The 15405-nt window shown below is 63.3% G+C and carries 16 protein-coding genes; 11 read left to right on the forward strand and 5 right to left on the reverse strand.

The genetic code is table 11. The annotated features are described in order from the left end of the window. The first annotated feature begins 53 nt into the window (after positions 1 to 53). Positions 54 to 968, forward strand: a complete 915-nt coding sequence (locus EJ069_RS04595) for an NAD(P)-dependent oxidoreductase (RefSeq protein WP_126060280.1) — start codon at positions 54 to 56, stop codon at positions 966 to 968. Between the two features lie 5 nt (positions 969 to 973). Here the strand turns inward: EJ069_RS04595 and EJ069_RS04600 are convergent, their stop codons facing one another. Beyond that, the gene (locus EJ069_RS04600; RefSeq protein WP_126060281.1) at positions 974 to 1603 is read right to left on the reverse strand and encodes a DUF1638 domain-containing protein; all 630 of its coding nucleotides are present in this window, start codon (positions 1601 to 1603) and stop codon (positions 974 to 976) included. Between the two features lie 53 nt (positions 1604 to 1656). Here EJ069_RS04600 and EJ069_RS04605 point away from each other — a divergent pair, with 53 nt between their 5' ends. Then, the gene (locus EJ069_RS04605; RefSeq protein WP_042645015.1) at positions 1657 to 1791 is read left to right on the forward strand and encodes an entericidin A/B family lipoprotein; all 135 of its coding nucleotides are present in this window, start codon (positions 1657 to 1659) and stop codon (positions 1789 to 1791) included. Between the two features lie 82 nt (positions 1792 to 1873). Here EJ069_RS04605 and EJ069_RS04610 read toward each other — a convergent pair whose 3' ends face one another. Beyond that, positions 1874 to 2572, reverse strand: coding sequence for a B12-binding domain-containing protein (locus EJ069_RS04610; RefSeq protein WP_042645014.1), 699 nt, complete (start codon positions 2570 to 2572; stop codon positions 1874 to 1876). 272 nt (positions 2573 to 2844) lie between these two features. Here EJ069_RS04610 and EJ069_RS04615 point away from each other — a divergent pair, with 272 nt between their 5' ends. From EJ069_RS04615 to EJ069_RS04645, 7 genes are all read left to right on the forward strand, one after another. After that, positions 2845 to 4419 carry a trimethylamine methyltransferase family protein gene (locus EJ069_RS04615; RefSeq protein WP_126060282.1) on the forward strand — a complete coding sequence of 525 codons (1575 nt, stop codon included), beginning with the start codon at positions 2845 to 2847 and terminating at the stop codon, positions 4417 to 4419. A 143-nt stretch (positions 4420 to 4562) separates the two neighbouring features. After that, complete coding sequence (locus EJ069_RS04620) at positions 4563 to 5012, forward strand: hypothetical protein (RefSeq protein WP_127882803.1); 450 nt, start codon at positions 4563 to 4565, stop codon at positions 5010 to 5012. Further along, positions 5009 to 5689: a 4Fe-4S dicluster domain-containing protein gene (locus EJ069_RS04625; RefSeq protein ID WP_126060284.1), complete on the forward strand. Its 681-nt coding sequence runs from the start codon at positions 5009 to 5011 to the stop codon at positions 5687 to 5689. The genes EJ069_RS04620 and EJ069_RS04625 overlap by 4 nt, the downstream gene beginning before the upstream one ends. Before the next feature lie 104 nt (positions 5690 to 5793). Further along, positions 5794 to 6525: a dienelactone hydrolase family protein gene (locus tag EJ069_RS04630; RefSeq protein ID WP_126060285.1), complete on the forward strand. Its 732-nt coding sequence runs from the start codon at positions 5794 to 5796 to the stop codon at positions 6523 to 6525. 179 nt (positions 6526 to 6704) lie between these two features. Further along, a complete protein-coding gene (locus tag EJ069_RS04635; protein ID WP_126060286.1) occupies positions 6705 to 7262 on the forward strand; it encodes an RNA polymerase sigma factor in 558 nt (185 codons plus the stop codon). Between the two features lie 2 nt (positions 7263 to 7264). Then, positions 7265 to 9454: a VWA domain-containing protein gene (locus tag EJ069_RS04640; RefSeq protein ID WP_126060287.1), complete on the forward strand. Its 2190-nt coding sequence runs from the start codon at positions 7265 to 7267 to the stop codon at positions 9452 to 9454. Positions 9455 to 9605: 151 nt separating this feature from the next. Next, positions 9606 to 9869: a hypothetical protein gene (locus EJ069_RS04645; protein ID WP_126060288.1), complete on the forward strand. Its 264-nt coding sequence runs from the start codon at positions 9606 to 9608 to the stop codon at positions 9867 to 9869. A 10-nt stretch (positions 9870 to 9879) separates the two neighbouring features. On the opposite strand, the gene bmt is transcribed toward EJ069_RS04645, so the two are convergent. Beyond that, the gene (gene bmt, locus EJ069_RS04650) at positions 9880 to 10896 is read right to left on the reverse strand and encodes a betaine--homocysteine S-methyltransferase (RefSeq protein ID WP_126060289.1); all 1017 of its coding nucleotides are present in this window, start codon (positions 10894 to 10896) and stop codon (positions 9880 to 9882) included. A gap of 165 nt (positions 10897 to 11061) precedes the next feature. Beyond that, positions 11062 to 11919 (reverse strand): helix-turn-helix transcriptional regulator, encoded by an 858-nt coding sequence (locus tag EJ069_RS04655; protein WP_126060290.1) that lies wholly within the window; start codon positions 11917 to 11919, stop codon positions 11062 to 11064. Positions 11920 to 12168: 249 nt separating this feature from the next. On the opposite strand from EJ069_RS04655, the gene EJ069_RS04660 reads away from it, so the two are divergent. After that, positions 12169 to 13170 carry a fatty acid desaturase gene (locus tag EJ069_RS04660; RefSeq protein WP_126060291.1) on the forward strand — a complete coding sequence of 334 codons (1002 nt, stop codon included), beginning with the start codon at positions 12169 to 12171 and terminating at the stop codon, positions 13168 to 13170. 77 nt (positions 13171 to 13247) lie between these two features. Continuing rightward, positions 13248 to 14087 carry a PhnD/SsuA/transferrin family substrate-binding protein gene (locus tag EJ069_RS04665; protein WP_126060292.1) on the forward strand — a complete coding sequence of 280 codons (840 nt, stop codon included), beginning with the start codon at positions 13248 to 13250 and terminating at the stop codon, positions 14085 to 14087. Here EJ069_RS04665 and EJ069_RS04670 read toward each other — a convergent pair. After that, positions 14055 to 15395 (reverse strand): Xaa-Pro peptidase family protein, encoded by a 1341-nt coding sequence (locus EJ069_RS04670; RefSeq protein WP_126060293.1) that lies wholly within the window; start codon positions 15393 to 15395, stop codon positions 14055 to 14057. The genes EJ069_RS04665 and EJ069_RS04670 overlap by 33 nt on opposite strands. Positions 15396 to 15405 lie beyond the last annotated feature (10 nt).

A 15405-nucleotide genomic window follows, 5' to 3' on the forward strand; every position in this document is an offset into this window, starting at 1 on the left:
GCGCTCGCCTGTCATCCGTGCTTAACAGCATGGGCTCAAAAATGGCGGGATCGATGCGGATATTGCTCACGGGATCGTCCGGATGGCTCGGCAGCGCGCTTCAGCCACGGCTCGAAGCGCTCGGCCATGACGTCATCGGCCTCGATCCGATCGCCTCGGCGCGTACGCAGGTCGTCGGCTCGGTCGCGGATCGCGAGCTGGTCTTCGGAACTATCCGCGACAACCGAATCGAGGCCATCATTCACAGCGGCGCGCTGCACAAGCCGAACATCGAGCACTTTGAGAACAGCGCCTTCGTCGCGACGAATGTGCAAGGCACGCTCAACCTGCTCGACGCGGCGGTTGCCTGCGGCGTCGAGCGTTTCGTCTTCACCTCGACGACGTCGCTGATGATCTCGCAGGCGATCCGCGCCGGCTTCCAGGGCGGCGCGCGCAAGGCGGCCTGGCTGACGGAGGAGATGTCGCCGGAGCCGCGCAACATTTATGGCGTGACTAAACTGTCGGCCGAGCATCTGTGCCGTCTTTATAACCTTCAGCATGGATTGCCGGTTGTGGTGCTGCGCACCGCACGCTTCTTTCCCGAAGCGGACGATATGGCGCATGCGATCGAGCAGTCAGACGCCAACACCAAGGCCAACGAATTGCTGTTTCGCCGGCTGACGGTGGAGGATGCCGCGGAGGCTCATGTCGCGGCGCTGGAGAAAGCTCCGCTGCTCGGGTTCGACACGTTTATCATCTCGGCGCCGACTCCGTTCCGGCCGCTGGACTGCGCCGAGCTTATCGCCGACGCGCCATCGGTTGTCGCGCGCTATTTCCCGGATTATCCCGGACTCTATGCGAGGAAGGGCTGGACGATGTTTTCGTCGATCGACCGCGTCTACGATCCCTCGCGGGCGGGGGAGCGACTCGGCTTCGTCTGCAAGACAAGTTTTGCCGATGTATTGGCGGCGCTCGAAGCGGAGGCGTGAAGCCGTCAAGCGCCGGTTGCCACCCGCGCCAATTCGCTCGTCAGATCACCATAGCCAGTCCGGCGGCGCTCGTAGGCGAGGCCGAGCATAACCGCAGCCTTCTCGGCGACCTTGTCGAGCTCCGGATCGTCGGTCTGGGCGAGATAGATGAGCTTCTCGTAGTTGCCGAAATAGTCCTTGATCAGCTCGGGATGCCGGTCGAGGCCGAGCGGCTTGATGAAGAAGGCCTCGAACTGTCGGCAGAGGAAGTCGGTCATGTAGAACGACATCATGTCGCCATCGGCGACCTTCGCATAGGCGTCCATGCCCTGGTAGAAGGCAAAGCAGTGCGGCCCGGCCATGCGCTCGACGCCGTGCTTCTCGATGACGCGGTCGAGCAGGCCGCCGGTGCCGCAGTCGGCATAGCCGACGAAGATGTGATCGTAGCCTTCCGCCTTGGCCTTCTCGATCGCCTTGTCCATCGCCGGCGCGATGCGGTCCGGATAGAAATGGAACTCGGCTGGCAGGCAGGTCAGCTCGAGATGGTCGAGCTTTAGCTGTTGCTTGACGGCCAAAACTTCGCGCGCAATCATCCCGCAGGCGATGACGAGCAGCCTGTCTGTTTGATTCGGTTCCGTTTTTTGCGTCTTGACCAAGTCAGGCCGGCTTTCGCTGCGGGGCTTAATATCTGTCGAGGGAGACACCGTTCATGAAACTGCTACGCGTCGCGCCGATCGCCATCCTGGCCTGCGCGCTTGCGCTCACGGCCTGCGCCAACACCATCCGCGGCGTCGGCAAGGACGTCAAATCGACGGCAAGGGCGGTCAAGGACACTGTCAACTGATCGGCAGCCTTTTCCATCATCTGGTAACAAAAAAGCCGCGCTGCAAGGCGCGGCTTTTTTAGGTCCATCCTGATGCCTCGTATCAGGCCGAAGCGCGAACGTTGTGCTTGCGCTTCATGAAGTCCTTGGCGGTCTCGACCGCCACCGCGGCGTCGCGGCAATAGGCGTCGGCGCCGACGGCCTTGCCGAACTCCTCATTGAGCGGCGCGCCGCCGACCAGCACGACATAATCGTCGCGGATGCCCTTTTCCTTCATCGTGTCGATAACGACCTTCATATAAGGCATGGTGGTGGTGAGCAGCGCCGACATGCCGATGATGTCTGGCTGGTGCTGCTCGATGGCGTCGAGATATTTCTCGACCGCGTTGTTGATGCCGAGATCGATGACGTCGAACCCGGCGCCTTCCATCATCATGCCGACAAGGTTCTTGCCGATGTCGTGGATGTCGCCCTTGACGGTGCCGATCACCATCTTGCCCTGCTTCGGCGCGCCGGTGGCGGCGAGCAGCGGACGCAGGATCGCCATGCCGGCCTTCATGGCGTTGGCCGAGAGCAGCACTTCCGGCACGAACAAGATACCGTCGCGAAAATCCTCGCCGACGATGCGCATGCCCTCGACCAGCGCCTCGGTCAGCACCGTATAGGGCTGCCAGCCTCGCTCCAGAAGGATGTTGGTGCCTTCCTCGATTTCTTCCTTCAGACCGTCATAGAGGTCGTCGTGCATCTGCTGCACAAGCTCCTCGTCGGAAAGCTCGGAAAGGATGATCTCGTCGTCGGCCATTTTTCCTCGGGCTCCTTGCTGCTCGGAATGACTGCGGCAGCCTAAAAAACGATGCGCCAATACCTAACCCGCGAGGGCAAGCTAGCCATAGCTGATTTGCGACCTCCCGCAAAAGGAAAGCGACTGAAAAATTGACGCTTTTCTTGTCGATTTTGCGACAGGTGTTGGCGCTGGCTGGCCGTTTCCAATAGGGTGCATGGCTACGATCCAGGCAAGAAGCGGCAGCGACGGGCCGCCCAGCCAATTCAGGCCAAGTTATAGGAAGAACGATCATGAGCGATAACGCGGCAGTCGAGCAGGAAGCGTCGGGTGGACGACGCGGACGCGGCGCCAGCGGCGGCGCGGCGGCACGCCGGGCCGCCCGTTCGGGCGGCGGCCCGGGCACCCAGCTCACCTACATCAAGCGCAAGATCAACGTCTATGAGGTCCTCAACGAGGAAGGCCTGGCGCTGATCGAGAAGAACACCGACACGGTGCTGGAAGAGATCGGCATCATCTTTCGCGATGACGCCGAGGCGCTGGCGCTGTGGAAGGAAGCCGGCGCCGACGTCAAGGGCGAGCGCGTGCATTTCCCCAAGGGGCTCTGCCGTTCGCTGCTCAAGACTGCGCCCTCGATCTACACCCAGCATGCGCGCAATCCGGAGCGCTCGGTGCAGATCGGCGGCAACGCGACCGTGTTCGCGCCGGTCTACGGCCCGCCCTTCGTGCGCGACCTCGACGGCAACCGCCGCTACGCGACGATCGAGGATTTCCAGAACTTCGTGAAGCTCGCCTATATGGCGCCGTCGATCCACCATTCGGGCGGCACGGTGTGCGAGCCGGTCGATGTGCCGGTCAACAAGCGCCACCTCGACATGATCTACGCGCATATCCGTTACTCGGACAAGCCGTTCATGGGCTCTGTGACCGCGCCGGAGCGGGCCGAGGACACGGTGGCGATGGCCAAGCTCGTGTTCGGCGACGACTTCGTCGAGAACAACACGGTGCTGACCAGCCTGATCAACGCCAACTCGCCGATGGTGTTCGACGAAACCATGCTCGGCGCGCTGAAAGTCTATTCGCGCCACAACCAGGCCTGCATCGTCACGCCCTTCATCCTGGCCGGCGCGATGAGTCCGGTGACGGTCGCCGGCACGCTCACGCAGGTGCTGGCCGAAGTGCTCGCCGGCGCCTCGTTCACGCAGTTGATCCGCCCCGGCGCGCCGGTGCTGTTCGGCACCTTCGCCTCGTCGATCTCGATGCAGTCAGGCGCCCCGACCTTCGGCACGCCGGAGCCGTCGCTCGTCTCCTACGGCGCAGCGCAGCTGGCTCGCCGGCTCGGCCTGCCGTTCCGCACCGGCGGCTCGCTCTGCGCCTCGAAGATCCCGGATGCGCAGGCGGCCTATGAGAGCGCCAACACGCTCAACTCGACGATCCTCGCCGGCACCAATTTCGTGCTGCATTCGGCGGGCTGGCTCGAGGGCGGTCTCGCTTCCTGCTACGAAAAATTCATGATGGACATCGACCAGCTCGGCATGCAGCAGAAATTCTGCGAGGGCGTCGACCTGTCGGAAAACGGCCAGGCGATGGACGCCATCCGCCAGGTCGGTCCGGGCAGCCATTATCTCGGCTGCGACCACACGCAGGCGAATTTCCAGACGGCGTTCTACCGCTCCAACATCGCCGACAACAATTCTTACGAGCAGTGGCTGGCCGAGGGCGAGAAGACCGCGCCGCAACGCGCCAACGAGCTCGCGCGCCGCTGGCTGGAAAGCTACGAGGCGCCGCATCTCGATCCGGCCATCGACGAGGCGCTGAAGGACTTCATCACCAAGAAGAAGGGCTCGATGCCCGACGCCTTCACCTGAAAGGAGCCCGATTCAGGCCGGGCTAAAGTGGCCGACATCATCCACAAGGAAGTCTGGCGGAGCGCGTTCTCCGACCCGGGCCGGAAGGGATGATTCTTTCACACGGCGCAGCTATCCTCCGGCGGGTTCTGCCGGAGGTCGAGATGAGGCGAAGAGCATTCAAGGGGATCGCGGCTGATGCTGCCGCGTCGTTCATCAGTCGTAACAACGACCTTCATGGCTATTGGGCGATCGGCAAACTTCATTCCCTTGCTAGGGAGCACTCGACGACCAAAATCCTGATCGAGCTACTAGGGCGGTTGCCTGAAGCGTTGTCTGAGTTCGCTTCAATAGCTGCGCGATACGGTTCAATGGTCGAAACTCAAGCCGCGTCCAAAGCCCTCACGATTCGTTCTTGTAAAATTGAAGTTGAATTCGATCTGCCCAAGACCCAGCAGTGCTTGGTGGGCGAAACTGGCTTCATCTGCACGGTGACGATCGTCGACGACCGAGGGCAAGCTTGGTCTCATGACGCTTCCGGTTGCTCCCGCCCGCATGATCCAAAGAGAGAATTGCGCAGCTCGCGAGTTCGTGGCGAAGTTCAAGCCAGATGACCGTTGGTTGTGATCATGTCAGTGAAGCTCTGGCCCGGCATGGACTCATCCTTCGCGGGGGCTTCAATTTCGTTGACTGCGAAGATGCTCCTGTCGGCCCCAGAAACGTCCCCGCCAAGTCCGCGCTGCTGGTAGGGCAGGCAGGAGCGGCGCCTTGGCCGCATTTCCAGCAATGGCGGGAACGGCAGGCGAGGGACATCACCGACCCGCTCGATAGCTGGGCGCGTGAGGTGATCGGCGCGGTCGCGCAAGGCTGCGGCGCGCGCGCGGTGTCGCCTTCGGACCGGCCCTATCTGCCGTTCCAGCAATGGGCGATGCGGGCGGAAGGGCTGAAGCCGTCGCCGCTCGGCATCCTCATGCATCCTCAGTATGGGCTTTGGCACGCCTATCGCGGCGCGTTGCTGTTCGAGGACGAGATTTCTGTTCCCGAACCTCATGCAGCGATTCATCTTTGCGACACATGCGTCGAAAAACCCTGCCTGAAATCCTGTCCGGTGGACGCCTATTCGGTGGATGGCTTTGCGCACCAGGCGTGCCTGGCGCATGTGCGTGGCACGGATGGTGCGCCTTGCCGCGCCGGCGGCTGCCTCGACCGCAACGCCTGTCCCTATGGCGCTGAATATCGCTACCCGGCTGATGTCCAGGCTTTCCATATGGCGGCGTTCGCCGGGGTGTAGACATTCTTCCGGACCGCACGGAAACTTGACCGCCGTTGAGATGTCGTGGCTTGCCCTGGCGGGCGGCGCAGATATCTATCGCGTGGCAACGAGCGGAGCGCGCAATGACGAAGCGGGACATCGAGATCAAGACCCTGGACGGCACGGCGAAGGCTCGGCTGTTTCGTCCAGCCGCGCCGGCCAAGGCCGGAATCATCTTCTACATGGATATTTTCGGTCCGCGTCCGGTGCTCGACCAGATGGCGGAGCGCCTCGCTGGGCATGGCTATGCCGTGCTGGTGCCCGATCTCTTCTACCGCTATGCGCCCTATGGCCCGTTCGATCCCAAAACCGCGTTCACCGAGGCAAAGGCCAAGGCCCTGCTGTTGATGCTGAGCGGCGGTACGACGCAGGGCATGACCATCCGCGACGGCAGCGCCTTCCTCGACGCGTTCGCGGCCGAGGGCATTGGCGGACCGATCGGCGTCGTCGGCTATTGCATGGGCGGCGCGCGGGCGTTGAACGCGGCGGCGAGCTATCCGGACCGGATCGTTGCCGCGGCAAGCTTCCATGGCGGTAATCTGGCCAGCGACGCGGCCGACAGCCCGCATCGCAAGGCGGCTTCGATCAAGGCGCGCGTCTATGTCGGCGTCGCCGGCGTCGACCATAGCTTCCCGCCCGAGCAGTCGGCGCGGCTGGCGGAGGCGCTCAGGGTGGCAGAGGTCGACCATACGATCGAGAACTATGTCGGCGTCGGCCATGGCTGGTGCGTGCCCGATCATAGCGTCTATGACGAGGCGGGCGCTGAACGCCACTGGAAGCGGCTGACGACGTTTTTCAAAGAGACGCTGGGCTGAGTTTCGGTCTCGGATTGTAGTGCGCGTGGCCTAGCGCGAGCCTTCGAATGTCCGCGCCGCCCCTCATCCGCCCTTCGGGCACCTTCTCCCCGTGGAAGGGAGAGAAGGAAAAAGTGGTGCCGCAAAAAAATCTTTTCATCGCCCCAAGGATTGGCCATTAGCCTTCGTCCAACGGGCAAATGAAGGCGATGATGCTGGACGACAGCGAAGCCTCCGATGCCGAGTTGATCGGGCGGGCGAGGGGCGGAGACAGGGGGGCTTTCGGCAAACTGGTCGAAAGGCACTATGGCTTCGTCTATCGCGCCGCCTATCGCTGGTGCGGCAGGAAGGCCGATGCTGAGGACATCGCCCAGGATGTCTGCGTGCGGCTCGGCCGTGCGATCCGCGACTATCAGGGCAATGGCGCCTTCACGACATGGCTCTATGCCATGACGCTGAATGCTTCGCGCGACATGATGCGCAAGCGCGCCCGCGACGCCGCCAAGACCGATGCCTATGGCGCTTACGCGTCGATCGCGGGCGAAGCGCCGGCGGACGATCCCGCCGAGGCGTTGTGGGCCGCGGTGCGGATGCTGCCCGACAAGCAACGCGATGCGGTGCTGCTCGTCTATGGCGAAGGGTTGAACCACGCCTCCGCGGCGGAGGTGATGGCGATCTCGGAGACGACGGTTTCCTGGCACATCCACGAAGCGAAGAAACGGCTGAAGCTGCTGATGCGTTCAGCCGGGGAAGTGTGACCATGGTCGACGACAACGAACTCGAAAGGCTGCGTGACATCGCTGTGCCGGCGCCGGACGGCGAAGCGAAGGCGCGCGCGATGGCCGCCGCAATGCAGGCGTTCGACCTCGATGAAAAAACTTCGACGGCCCCCCAAGGAACGTCCGCAGGCCTTCGTCTCACGGAGCGAGCAAGAAAGCTCTGGAGAGACATCATGCAACGGAAACTCATTGCCACGCCGGCCATCACCGCGCTGGTCGCGCTGCCCATCGCCGGATATGCCGCTTTCGAGATGCTGAAGGAACAGCCGCCCGTCATTACCGGCAACGGCAAGATCATCGAGACGCTGGCCGACAAGACGGTGGAGCAGAAGCCCGCGCCGGAAAAACCGGAGATCAAAGAGCCGCTGGCGGCTGCGCCGGCCACGGCGAAGAAGACCGACGCGGACGCCGAGACGCGAGCCAATTCACAGGTGGCACCGGCACCTCCCAAGCCGGCGACAGAAGTCGACAGCCTGCTCAAGCAGGAGGCAGCGCCCGAAGCCGAGCCGGCCCTGCAACCCGCACCAGCCGAGAGTGGCCAGCTCGCGGCCGGCGGCAAGGACGGCGCCGGGGTAATTGCGGGCTATTCTCCGAAACGGAGCGCCGACGAGTTGGAGCGAGCCGACAAGGCGCCGGCAGGAGTAGCTGCCGCGATTCCGGCGTCTCCTCCGGCAATGGCCGATTCCAAGATGATGGTGCAGCCCGCGCCCATGCTATCCGACCAGATGCAGCCGCAGGAGGAAAACCGCGACCGCATCGAGACTTTCAAGACCAATCCGGTGCACGAGACCGCCCAGGACCCGGTCTCGACCTTCTCGATCGATGTCGACACGGCCTCCTATTCCTTCGTGCGGCGCTCGCTGAAGGAAGGCAGCCTGCCTGATCCGGACACGGTCCGCGTCGAGGAGATGATCAACTACTTCCCCTATGGCTGGAGGGGGCCGGATTCGGCGTCGACGCCGTTCAACTCGACCGTTACCGTGATGCCGACGCCATGGAACGAACACACCAAGCTCATGCATGTCGCGATCAAGGGTTTCGACGTGAAGCCGGTCGAGCAGCCCAAGGCCAACCTCGTCTTCCTGATCGATGTCTCCGGCTCGATGGACGAGCCGGACAAGCTGCCGCTGCTCAAATCCGCCTTCCGCCTGCTGGTCAGCAAGCTGAAGCCCGACGACACCGTCTCGATCGTCACCTATGCCGGCAATGCCGGCACGGTGCTGATGCCGACCAAAGCGGCGGAAAAGCAGAAAATCCTTGCTGCCATCGATAATCTCGAGCCCGGCGGATCGACGGCCGGCGAGGAAGGCATCCGCGAGGCCTACAAGCTTGCGCAGCAATCCTTCGTCAAGGACGGCGTCAACCGCGTGATGCTCGCCACCGACGGCGATTTCAATGTCGGCCAGACCGATGACGACGATCTCAAGCGGCTGATCGAGAAGGAGCGCAAGACCGGCGTGTTCCTCTCGGTGTTCGGTTTCGGGCGCGGCAATCTCAACGACCAGATGATGCAGACCATCGCCCAGAACGGCAACGGCACAGCCGCCTATATCGACACTTTGGCCGAAGCCGAGAAGGTGCTGGTCGAGGATGCCTCCTCGACGCTGTTCACCATCGCCAAGGACGTCAAGATCCAGGTCGAGTTCAATCCGGCCAAGGTTTCCGAATACCGTCTCGTCGGTTATGAGACCCGGGCCCTGAAGCGCGAGGATTTCAACAACGACCGCGTCGATGCCGGCGATATCGGCTCGGGCCATTCGGTGACGGCGGTCTATGAAATCACGCCAAAAGGGAGCGGCGGCGAGCAGGTCGATCCGCTGCGCTACGGCCAGGCCAAGGTCGACAATGGCGGCGTCGCCAATGCCGACGAATATGCCTTCGTCAAGATCCGCTACAAGCTGCCGAGCGAGAATGTCTCGAAGCTGATCACCACGCCGGTGACCACCGCCAACGAGGTCTCGTCCTTCGACGCGGCCGGCGCCGACCAGCGCTTCTCGGTCGCCGTCGCGGCCTTCGGGCAGAAGCTGCGCGACGAGGACCAGACGGCGAATTTCGGCTATGATCGGATCGCCGAGATCGCCAATGCCGCGCGTGGCGCCGATCCGTTTGGCTACAGGGCGGAGTTCCTGTCGCTGGTGCGCCTGGCCTCATCGCTGGACGGCAATAAGTAGAGAGCCGAAGGGCAGGGACCGAAATAGCGAAGGCCGGCGGGCAATTCCTGCCGGCCTTTTCCGCGATCGTTAAATTGCGCTGCTTTTCCGGAATATCATCGCAATTAACTTTTGTTAGTTCGTGCGGATAGACGAGCATCAGGGGCGGGCATTGCATATCACCACGAACTGGAACGCGGCGGCGACGGCAAACACGACGTCGGCGCGTGCTCCGACGCTGGATTCGACGCGCATTCGAAGCGATGTCGATGCCGCCCGCAACACGGCGCTTTCGGCGCTCAACAACGACCGTTTTCGCGTGATGCTGGAACAGATCACCGACCCCGGCGCGTCGGGCGCGCTGGCGACCATGAATTCCGAGAACGTCGTCGATCTCAGCACCGCGCTGTCGCGCTACGCCGAAAACAGCAAATAATCGGGGCCCGTCAGGCTCGGCTGCGCCTGCGTTCGCGCCTGCCTTCGCCGCTGTCCCCGGCGCTTGCCGTCTTGTTGCGCATCGGACCGATGCGCTCGACGATCGTCTCGACGGTCGGGCGCTCAGCCTTGGTGTGGCCGTCGAGCGCCTTGCGCATGGCAGCAAGGTGGGCGAAGGAGGTGCCGCAGCAGCCGCCGACGATCTTGGCGCCGGCATCGACCGCCAGCCGCACATAATCGGACATCAACTCCGGCGTGCCGGAATAGTGGATTTCACTGCCGCGGAATTCAGGAATGCCGCAATTGCCCTTGACGATCACGGTCGCCTCCGGCTTCGCCTCGGTCATGTCGAGCAGCGAGGCGAGGATATCGGAAGCGCCGACGCCGCAATTGGCTCCGACACCGAGCGGGGCCTGCGACAGGCCATCGGCCACAGCGTGGATGTCCTTCGGCAGCAGGCCCATCATGGTGCGGCCTGCGGTGTCGAAGGAACCGGTATAGGTATAGGGCAGGCCGACGCGGATGGCGGCTTCGGCCGCGGCGCGGATCTCGTCGGGCGCCGACATGGTCTCGATCCAGGCGACTTCGGCGCCGCCGGCCTTGAGACCCTCGATCTGCTCGGCGAAGGCGTCAACGGCATCGTCATAGGTCAGGGCGCCGAGCGGCACCAGCAACTCGCCGGTCGGGCCGACGGAGCCGGCGACGATCACCTTGCGGCCGGCCTTGTCGGCGACGGATCGCGCGATCTCGGCGGCGCGCTTGTTCAACTCGTGCACGCGGTCCTGCGCATGATGCAGCTTGAGCCGGTGGCGGGTGCCGCCGAAGGAGTTGGTCAGGATGATGTCGGCGCCGGCATCGACGAAATTCTGATGCAGGCTGGCAATGGTCTCGGGCGCCGTCTCGTTGAGCAGCTCGGGCGCCTCGCCGGCCGGCAAGCCCATCGCGAACAGATTGGTGCCGGTGGCGCCGTCGGCCAGAAGCACACCCTTTTCGGCAAGCAGGGCGTCAATCGGGTTGGTCGCGGTCATGGCTTTGACTTTCGTGTTCGAATTCAAATAACGATATAAAGAAGTCTTTATGTCTAGTCAACGCGTTTGCGGCCGAGAAGACCTTATAGGCCGGATTGATCTCGGCCTCGATTTCGATGCAGCCCCACCATTGGTTGGCTGGTGGCCGACCGGGCAGGCAAGCGCTCAGACCGAGCCTGACGGGAAAGACGTCGCGGCCAGCTTCTGCGCGAAGCTCGCCGCCTCATGCGCATTGATGTCGGCGGCGCGGATCAGATTGTCGAAATGGCTGGTGAGGGTGCGGATGGGCTGGGTCGCGTTCAACACCAGATACATGTCGCCGACATAGATCGCGGCGCGGTAGGGGCCGAAGATCGTGTAAGGGATCGAATAGCGCATGCGTCCGTCATAGAGGAACAGCCGGAAGGTCGGGTAAAGGTCGTCGAGCAGGGCCGCCATGTGCAGCAACTGGGCACGACGGTCGGCTTCGGGAAAACGATCCCAGACGCCGAGGCCGCGCGCGAAGATCTCCAGCGTGTGGCGCGGCATGCAGACCTCCATGTCGGTCTCCGGCCGCCTTGTATAATCGATGCGGTATTGCGTTTCGCCGGCCTGCGCCTCGCGGCTCTTGTTGGTGATGCCGGCCTCATATTCGATCAGCGCCTCCGTGCGCAGAAGGTCAGGGATGCCTGCCGGCACGTAGCGGATTTTCGTGCCTGCCGCCTCGGCGTGCCACTTGGCGAGCAGGGTGCGGTCAAAACCGTCCGGCGCCTCCTCGATCTCCAGGCTCTCTCTAATCTCGCCGGTGACACCCTCGTCCTGGGAGAGGCCCAGCAGCCAGTCGAGCGACACTTTGAACTCGGCCGCGATGTTGAGAAGCGTCTCGGCACGGGGCAGGCGGGTCGAGGCGCCTGACAGGAGCTGCGACAATGCCGAGCGGTCGATACCGACCGCAGCCGCGAAGGCCGACTGGTTGAGGTCGGATCGTGTCAAGAGCATTTTCAACCGCTCCCGGAAGAGAGTCGACAGATCGCGCTTGTCCATCACGCTGCTCCTGCTTCGGGGAGGAAAAATTTGCGCCGGGAGCGTTTTGAACGTGGCTCAGGCGGAAATGAATCCCCATATTTGTTTACAATGTATAACATATGCGGCTGAAAATGCGCACTCGCAACAGTTTGTGCGCTTTGTCGCGTTGCGGCAACGATAGGCTCCTGACACAATGCTGTCAGGAATCGGGTTGGTTCCGGCGACTGGAAGGCAGTGGTCGATAGCATGGCAAGCACGAATACCGGCATGAACAAGAGACGCAGCAACGCACCGGCAATCGAATGGCCGACAGTCTGCCTCATTCTCTTCTGCTACGGTGCGTGGTTCGCAATAGGCTTCCTGCTGCGGCCATCTTATCCGCTTTTGGCGCTTGCTATCCTGCCCTTTATCCTGGCTCTGCAATCCTCGCTGATGCATGAGGTGTCGCACGGCCATCCGACCCGCAACGCCAGGATCAATGAAGCCTTCGTCTTTTTGCCGATCGGCATGGTCTGGCCGTTCCGCCGCTTCAAGACCATCCACCTTCGTCATCACGCGGACGAGCGGCTGACCGATCCGCTCGACGATCCGGAGAGCTATTACCAGGCGCTCTGGATGCACGAGGAACTGCCGCCGACAATGAAGCTTCTGCTCAAGATCAACAACACGATGGTCGGCCGCTTCATTCTCGGACCGTTGCTGTCCTCGGTCGGCTTCTTCATCGACGACGCCAAGCAGATCCTTGCCGGCGACAAGGTGATCCGGAAGGCTTGGCTGCTGCATGCCATCGGTCTCGCGGTTGTGGTGCCGATCGTTACGTTTGGCTTCGGCATTCCGCTCTGGCTCTATATCCTGGTGCCGGTGTGGTTAGGCCAGTCGCTGATCTCGATCCGCACTTATGCCGAGCATCAGTGGTCGGAGCATCCGGAAGGGCGCACAGTGATCGTCGAGCGTTCGCCGCTCTCCTTCCTGTTCCTGAACAACAATCTGCATTTCATTCATCACAAGAGCCCGACCATTGCCTGGTATAGGTTGCCAAAGCTGTTTCGCGAGCGCCGCGAAGAGTGGCTGCGGATGAACAACGGTTATGCCTATCCGAACTATTTCGCGATGCTCAAGGCCCACGCTTTCAAGGCCAAGGAGCCGGTCGTCCATCCGGTGCTGCGCCGCACGCCGGAGCCGGGCCGCGCCTTCAAGCCGCGCGTCAGGGCACGCAATGTGAGCGGGCTTGGCACGGCGCCGGTTCCGGCCGAGCCGCCGAAAGAGTAATCTCGACTTTCCGCGCTCGCTTTTTTCGCGGCGGAACGCAGGCGCCGAAGATCGCCTGTCCTTGAAAGCTGTTCGACATGAGCAAGTTCGTTGCGGCCCTGCCGATGTATGACTGGCCCGAAGCGCGGGGCGAGGTCGATGAGCAATGGGCGCGGCTGCGTGACGCCTTCCGGCAAAGCGGCATCGACGCGCCGGAAACGATCGTGCGCCGCAATGGTGATCTGCCGCCGGTGCCTGGGGGGATCCTAGGCGCCGCCGGTGAGGTGATCGCGCCGGACCCGGCGACGCTGCCCCCGGACGAGTTCGATTTCCACCAGCTCTGGCTGAGCCCGGCGCTTCTGTTCGGGCAAACCTGCTGGGGGCCGATGGAATTCGGCCTTGCCCGGCATGTGCAGGTGATCGCGCAGCCGAACTACGATGCGTTCGAGGGCGGCCAGGGCGAACTTTATTCCAGCGCGCTGGTGATGGCCGCGGATGGCGGTTCGTCGGTTGCCTCGCCGCAGGACGGCAAGGCCGTCATCCCGCTCGATCTTCTGCGCGGCAAGCGCTTCATCTTCAACACTCCCGATTCGATGTCCGGGCTGATCGCGCTGACGCGCGACCTGGAGGCGATGGGCGAAAGCTTGGATATCTTCGCCTCGCGCGGCGAGAGCGGCGGCCACCGGTCGTCGATCGTGGCCATCGCCGAGGGCAGGGGCGATATCGCGGCGATCGACTGCGAAAGCTGGGCGCTGGCGCAGCGCTTCGAGCCGGCCGCGCGGGGTGTCAAGGTCGTCGGCTGGACGGCGCGGCGCAAGGGCCTGCCCTATATCACCGCCAGGACCACCCCGGCCCCGATCATCGCCGCGATGCGCGAGGCCGTCGCGGCGATCGAAGGCGGCGCGTCAGAGCAGCCGTTCGTCCAGCTTGTAGGCTGACAGCTTCTCGTTGCCGGTCTCGGTGATCAGGATCTGTTCCTCGATCTTGACGCCTTCGTGCCCGCCAAGCCTGCCGATATAGCTTTCGACGCAGAGCACCATGCCGGGCTCGAGCACGCCGTCCGGCGTGTCGGTGGTCCAATCGCGGGGGTGCGGCAGCGTCGGATATTCGTCCGCCAGGCCGACGCCGTGATAGAGCACGCCGTAGCGCGTGGGGTAGCAATCGTCCGGCGGCACCGCCGAGCGCTCGACGAGATCGCGGAAGGAGATGCCCGGCCGCATCAGATCCGTGTTGTGGGCGATCTGGTCGACGGCGATGCGGAACAGATCCCGCTGCTCGTTCGACGGCAGCCTGTCGCCGCAGAGCCATGTGCGCGATAGATCGGCGCAGAAGCCATAGGGACCGATCAGGTCGGTGTCGAAGGCGACGAGGTCGCCATTCTCGATTATGCGCGAGGAGCATTCCTGGAACCAGGGATTGGTGCGCGGACCGGACGACAGAAGCCGCGTCTCGATCCATTCGCCGCCGCGCGCGATGTTGCCGCGATGCAGCTCCGCCCACAATTCGTTCTCGGAAATACCAGGCTTCAATGCCGCTTCCATCTCGCCCATCGCCGCCTCACAGGCGACGATGGCACGGCGCATGGCGAGGATCTCGTCCGGCGATTTGATGAGACGCGCATTCTCCATCACCGCCTCGCCATTGCCGATCGCGATGCCGCGGCGGGCGAGCTCCTGGACGCCTTCGGGATTGATGTGGTCGACGGCGATGCGGCGATTGCCGCCGCCATGGTCGGCAACGAGTTCGGCGATGCCGCCGCCCCAGCGGCGGACCTTATCATCGGTCAATTCGCCGCTGTAGAGATACATCCACGATACCGCCGGCCGCACCTCGTCGACGACGCCCGAATGGTCGGACAGGTGCTCGCAGGAGAAATAGTCGAACAGCACCACCGGGCCTTCGGTGGCGACGAAACAGTGGCGCGTCGGGTTGTGCGCGACCCAGAGCTGCATGTTGGTCGAGTCCGTCGCGTAGCGGATGTTGACCGGATCGTAGAGCAGGGCGCCGGCATAATCGCGGCGCTTCAGCTCGGCGCGGATGCGCTCGAGCCGGTAGCTCCGCATGGCAACCAGGTTTGGAGCGGCAGCGCCTGCAGCCGCCCATTCGGCCTCGGCAGTCGTGCCATAGCCCAGCACATGCTGGTTGAGCGAGGCCGCCTTGTCGCGCGAGGCCGCGCGCAACGCTTCGGCGGAGCCGGGTTCGAAGGGCATGATCTTGCGATGGCGGCCGAAGCCCAGCTTGTCCATTCGTCCCCCT

The organism is Mesorhizobium sp. M2A.F.Ca.ET.043.05.1.1 (assembly GCF_003952445.1).
GTDB lineage: Bacteria > Pseudomonadota > Alphaproteobacteria > Rhizobiales > Rhizobiaceae > Mesorhizobium.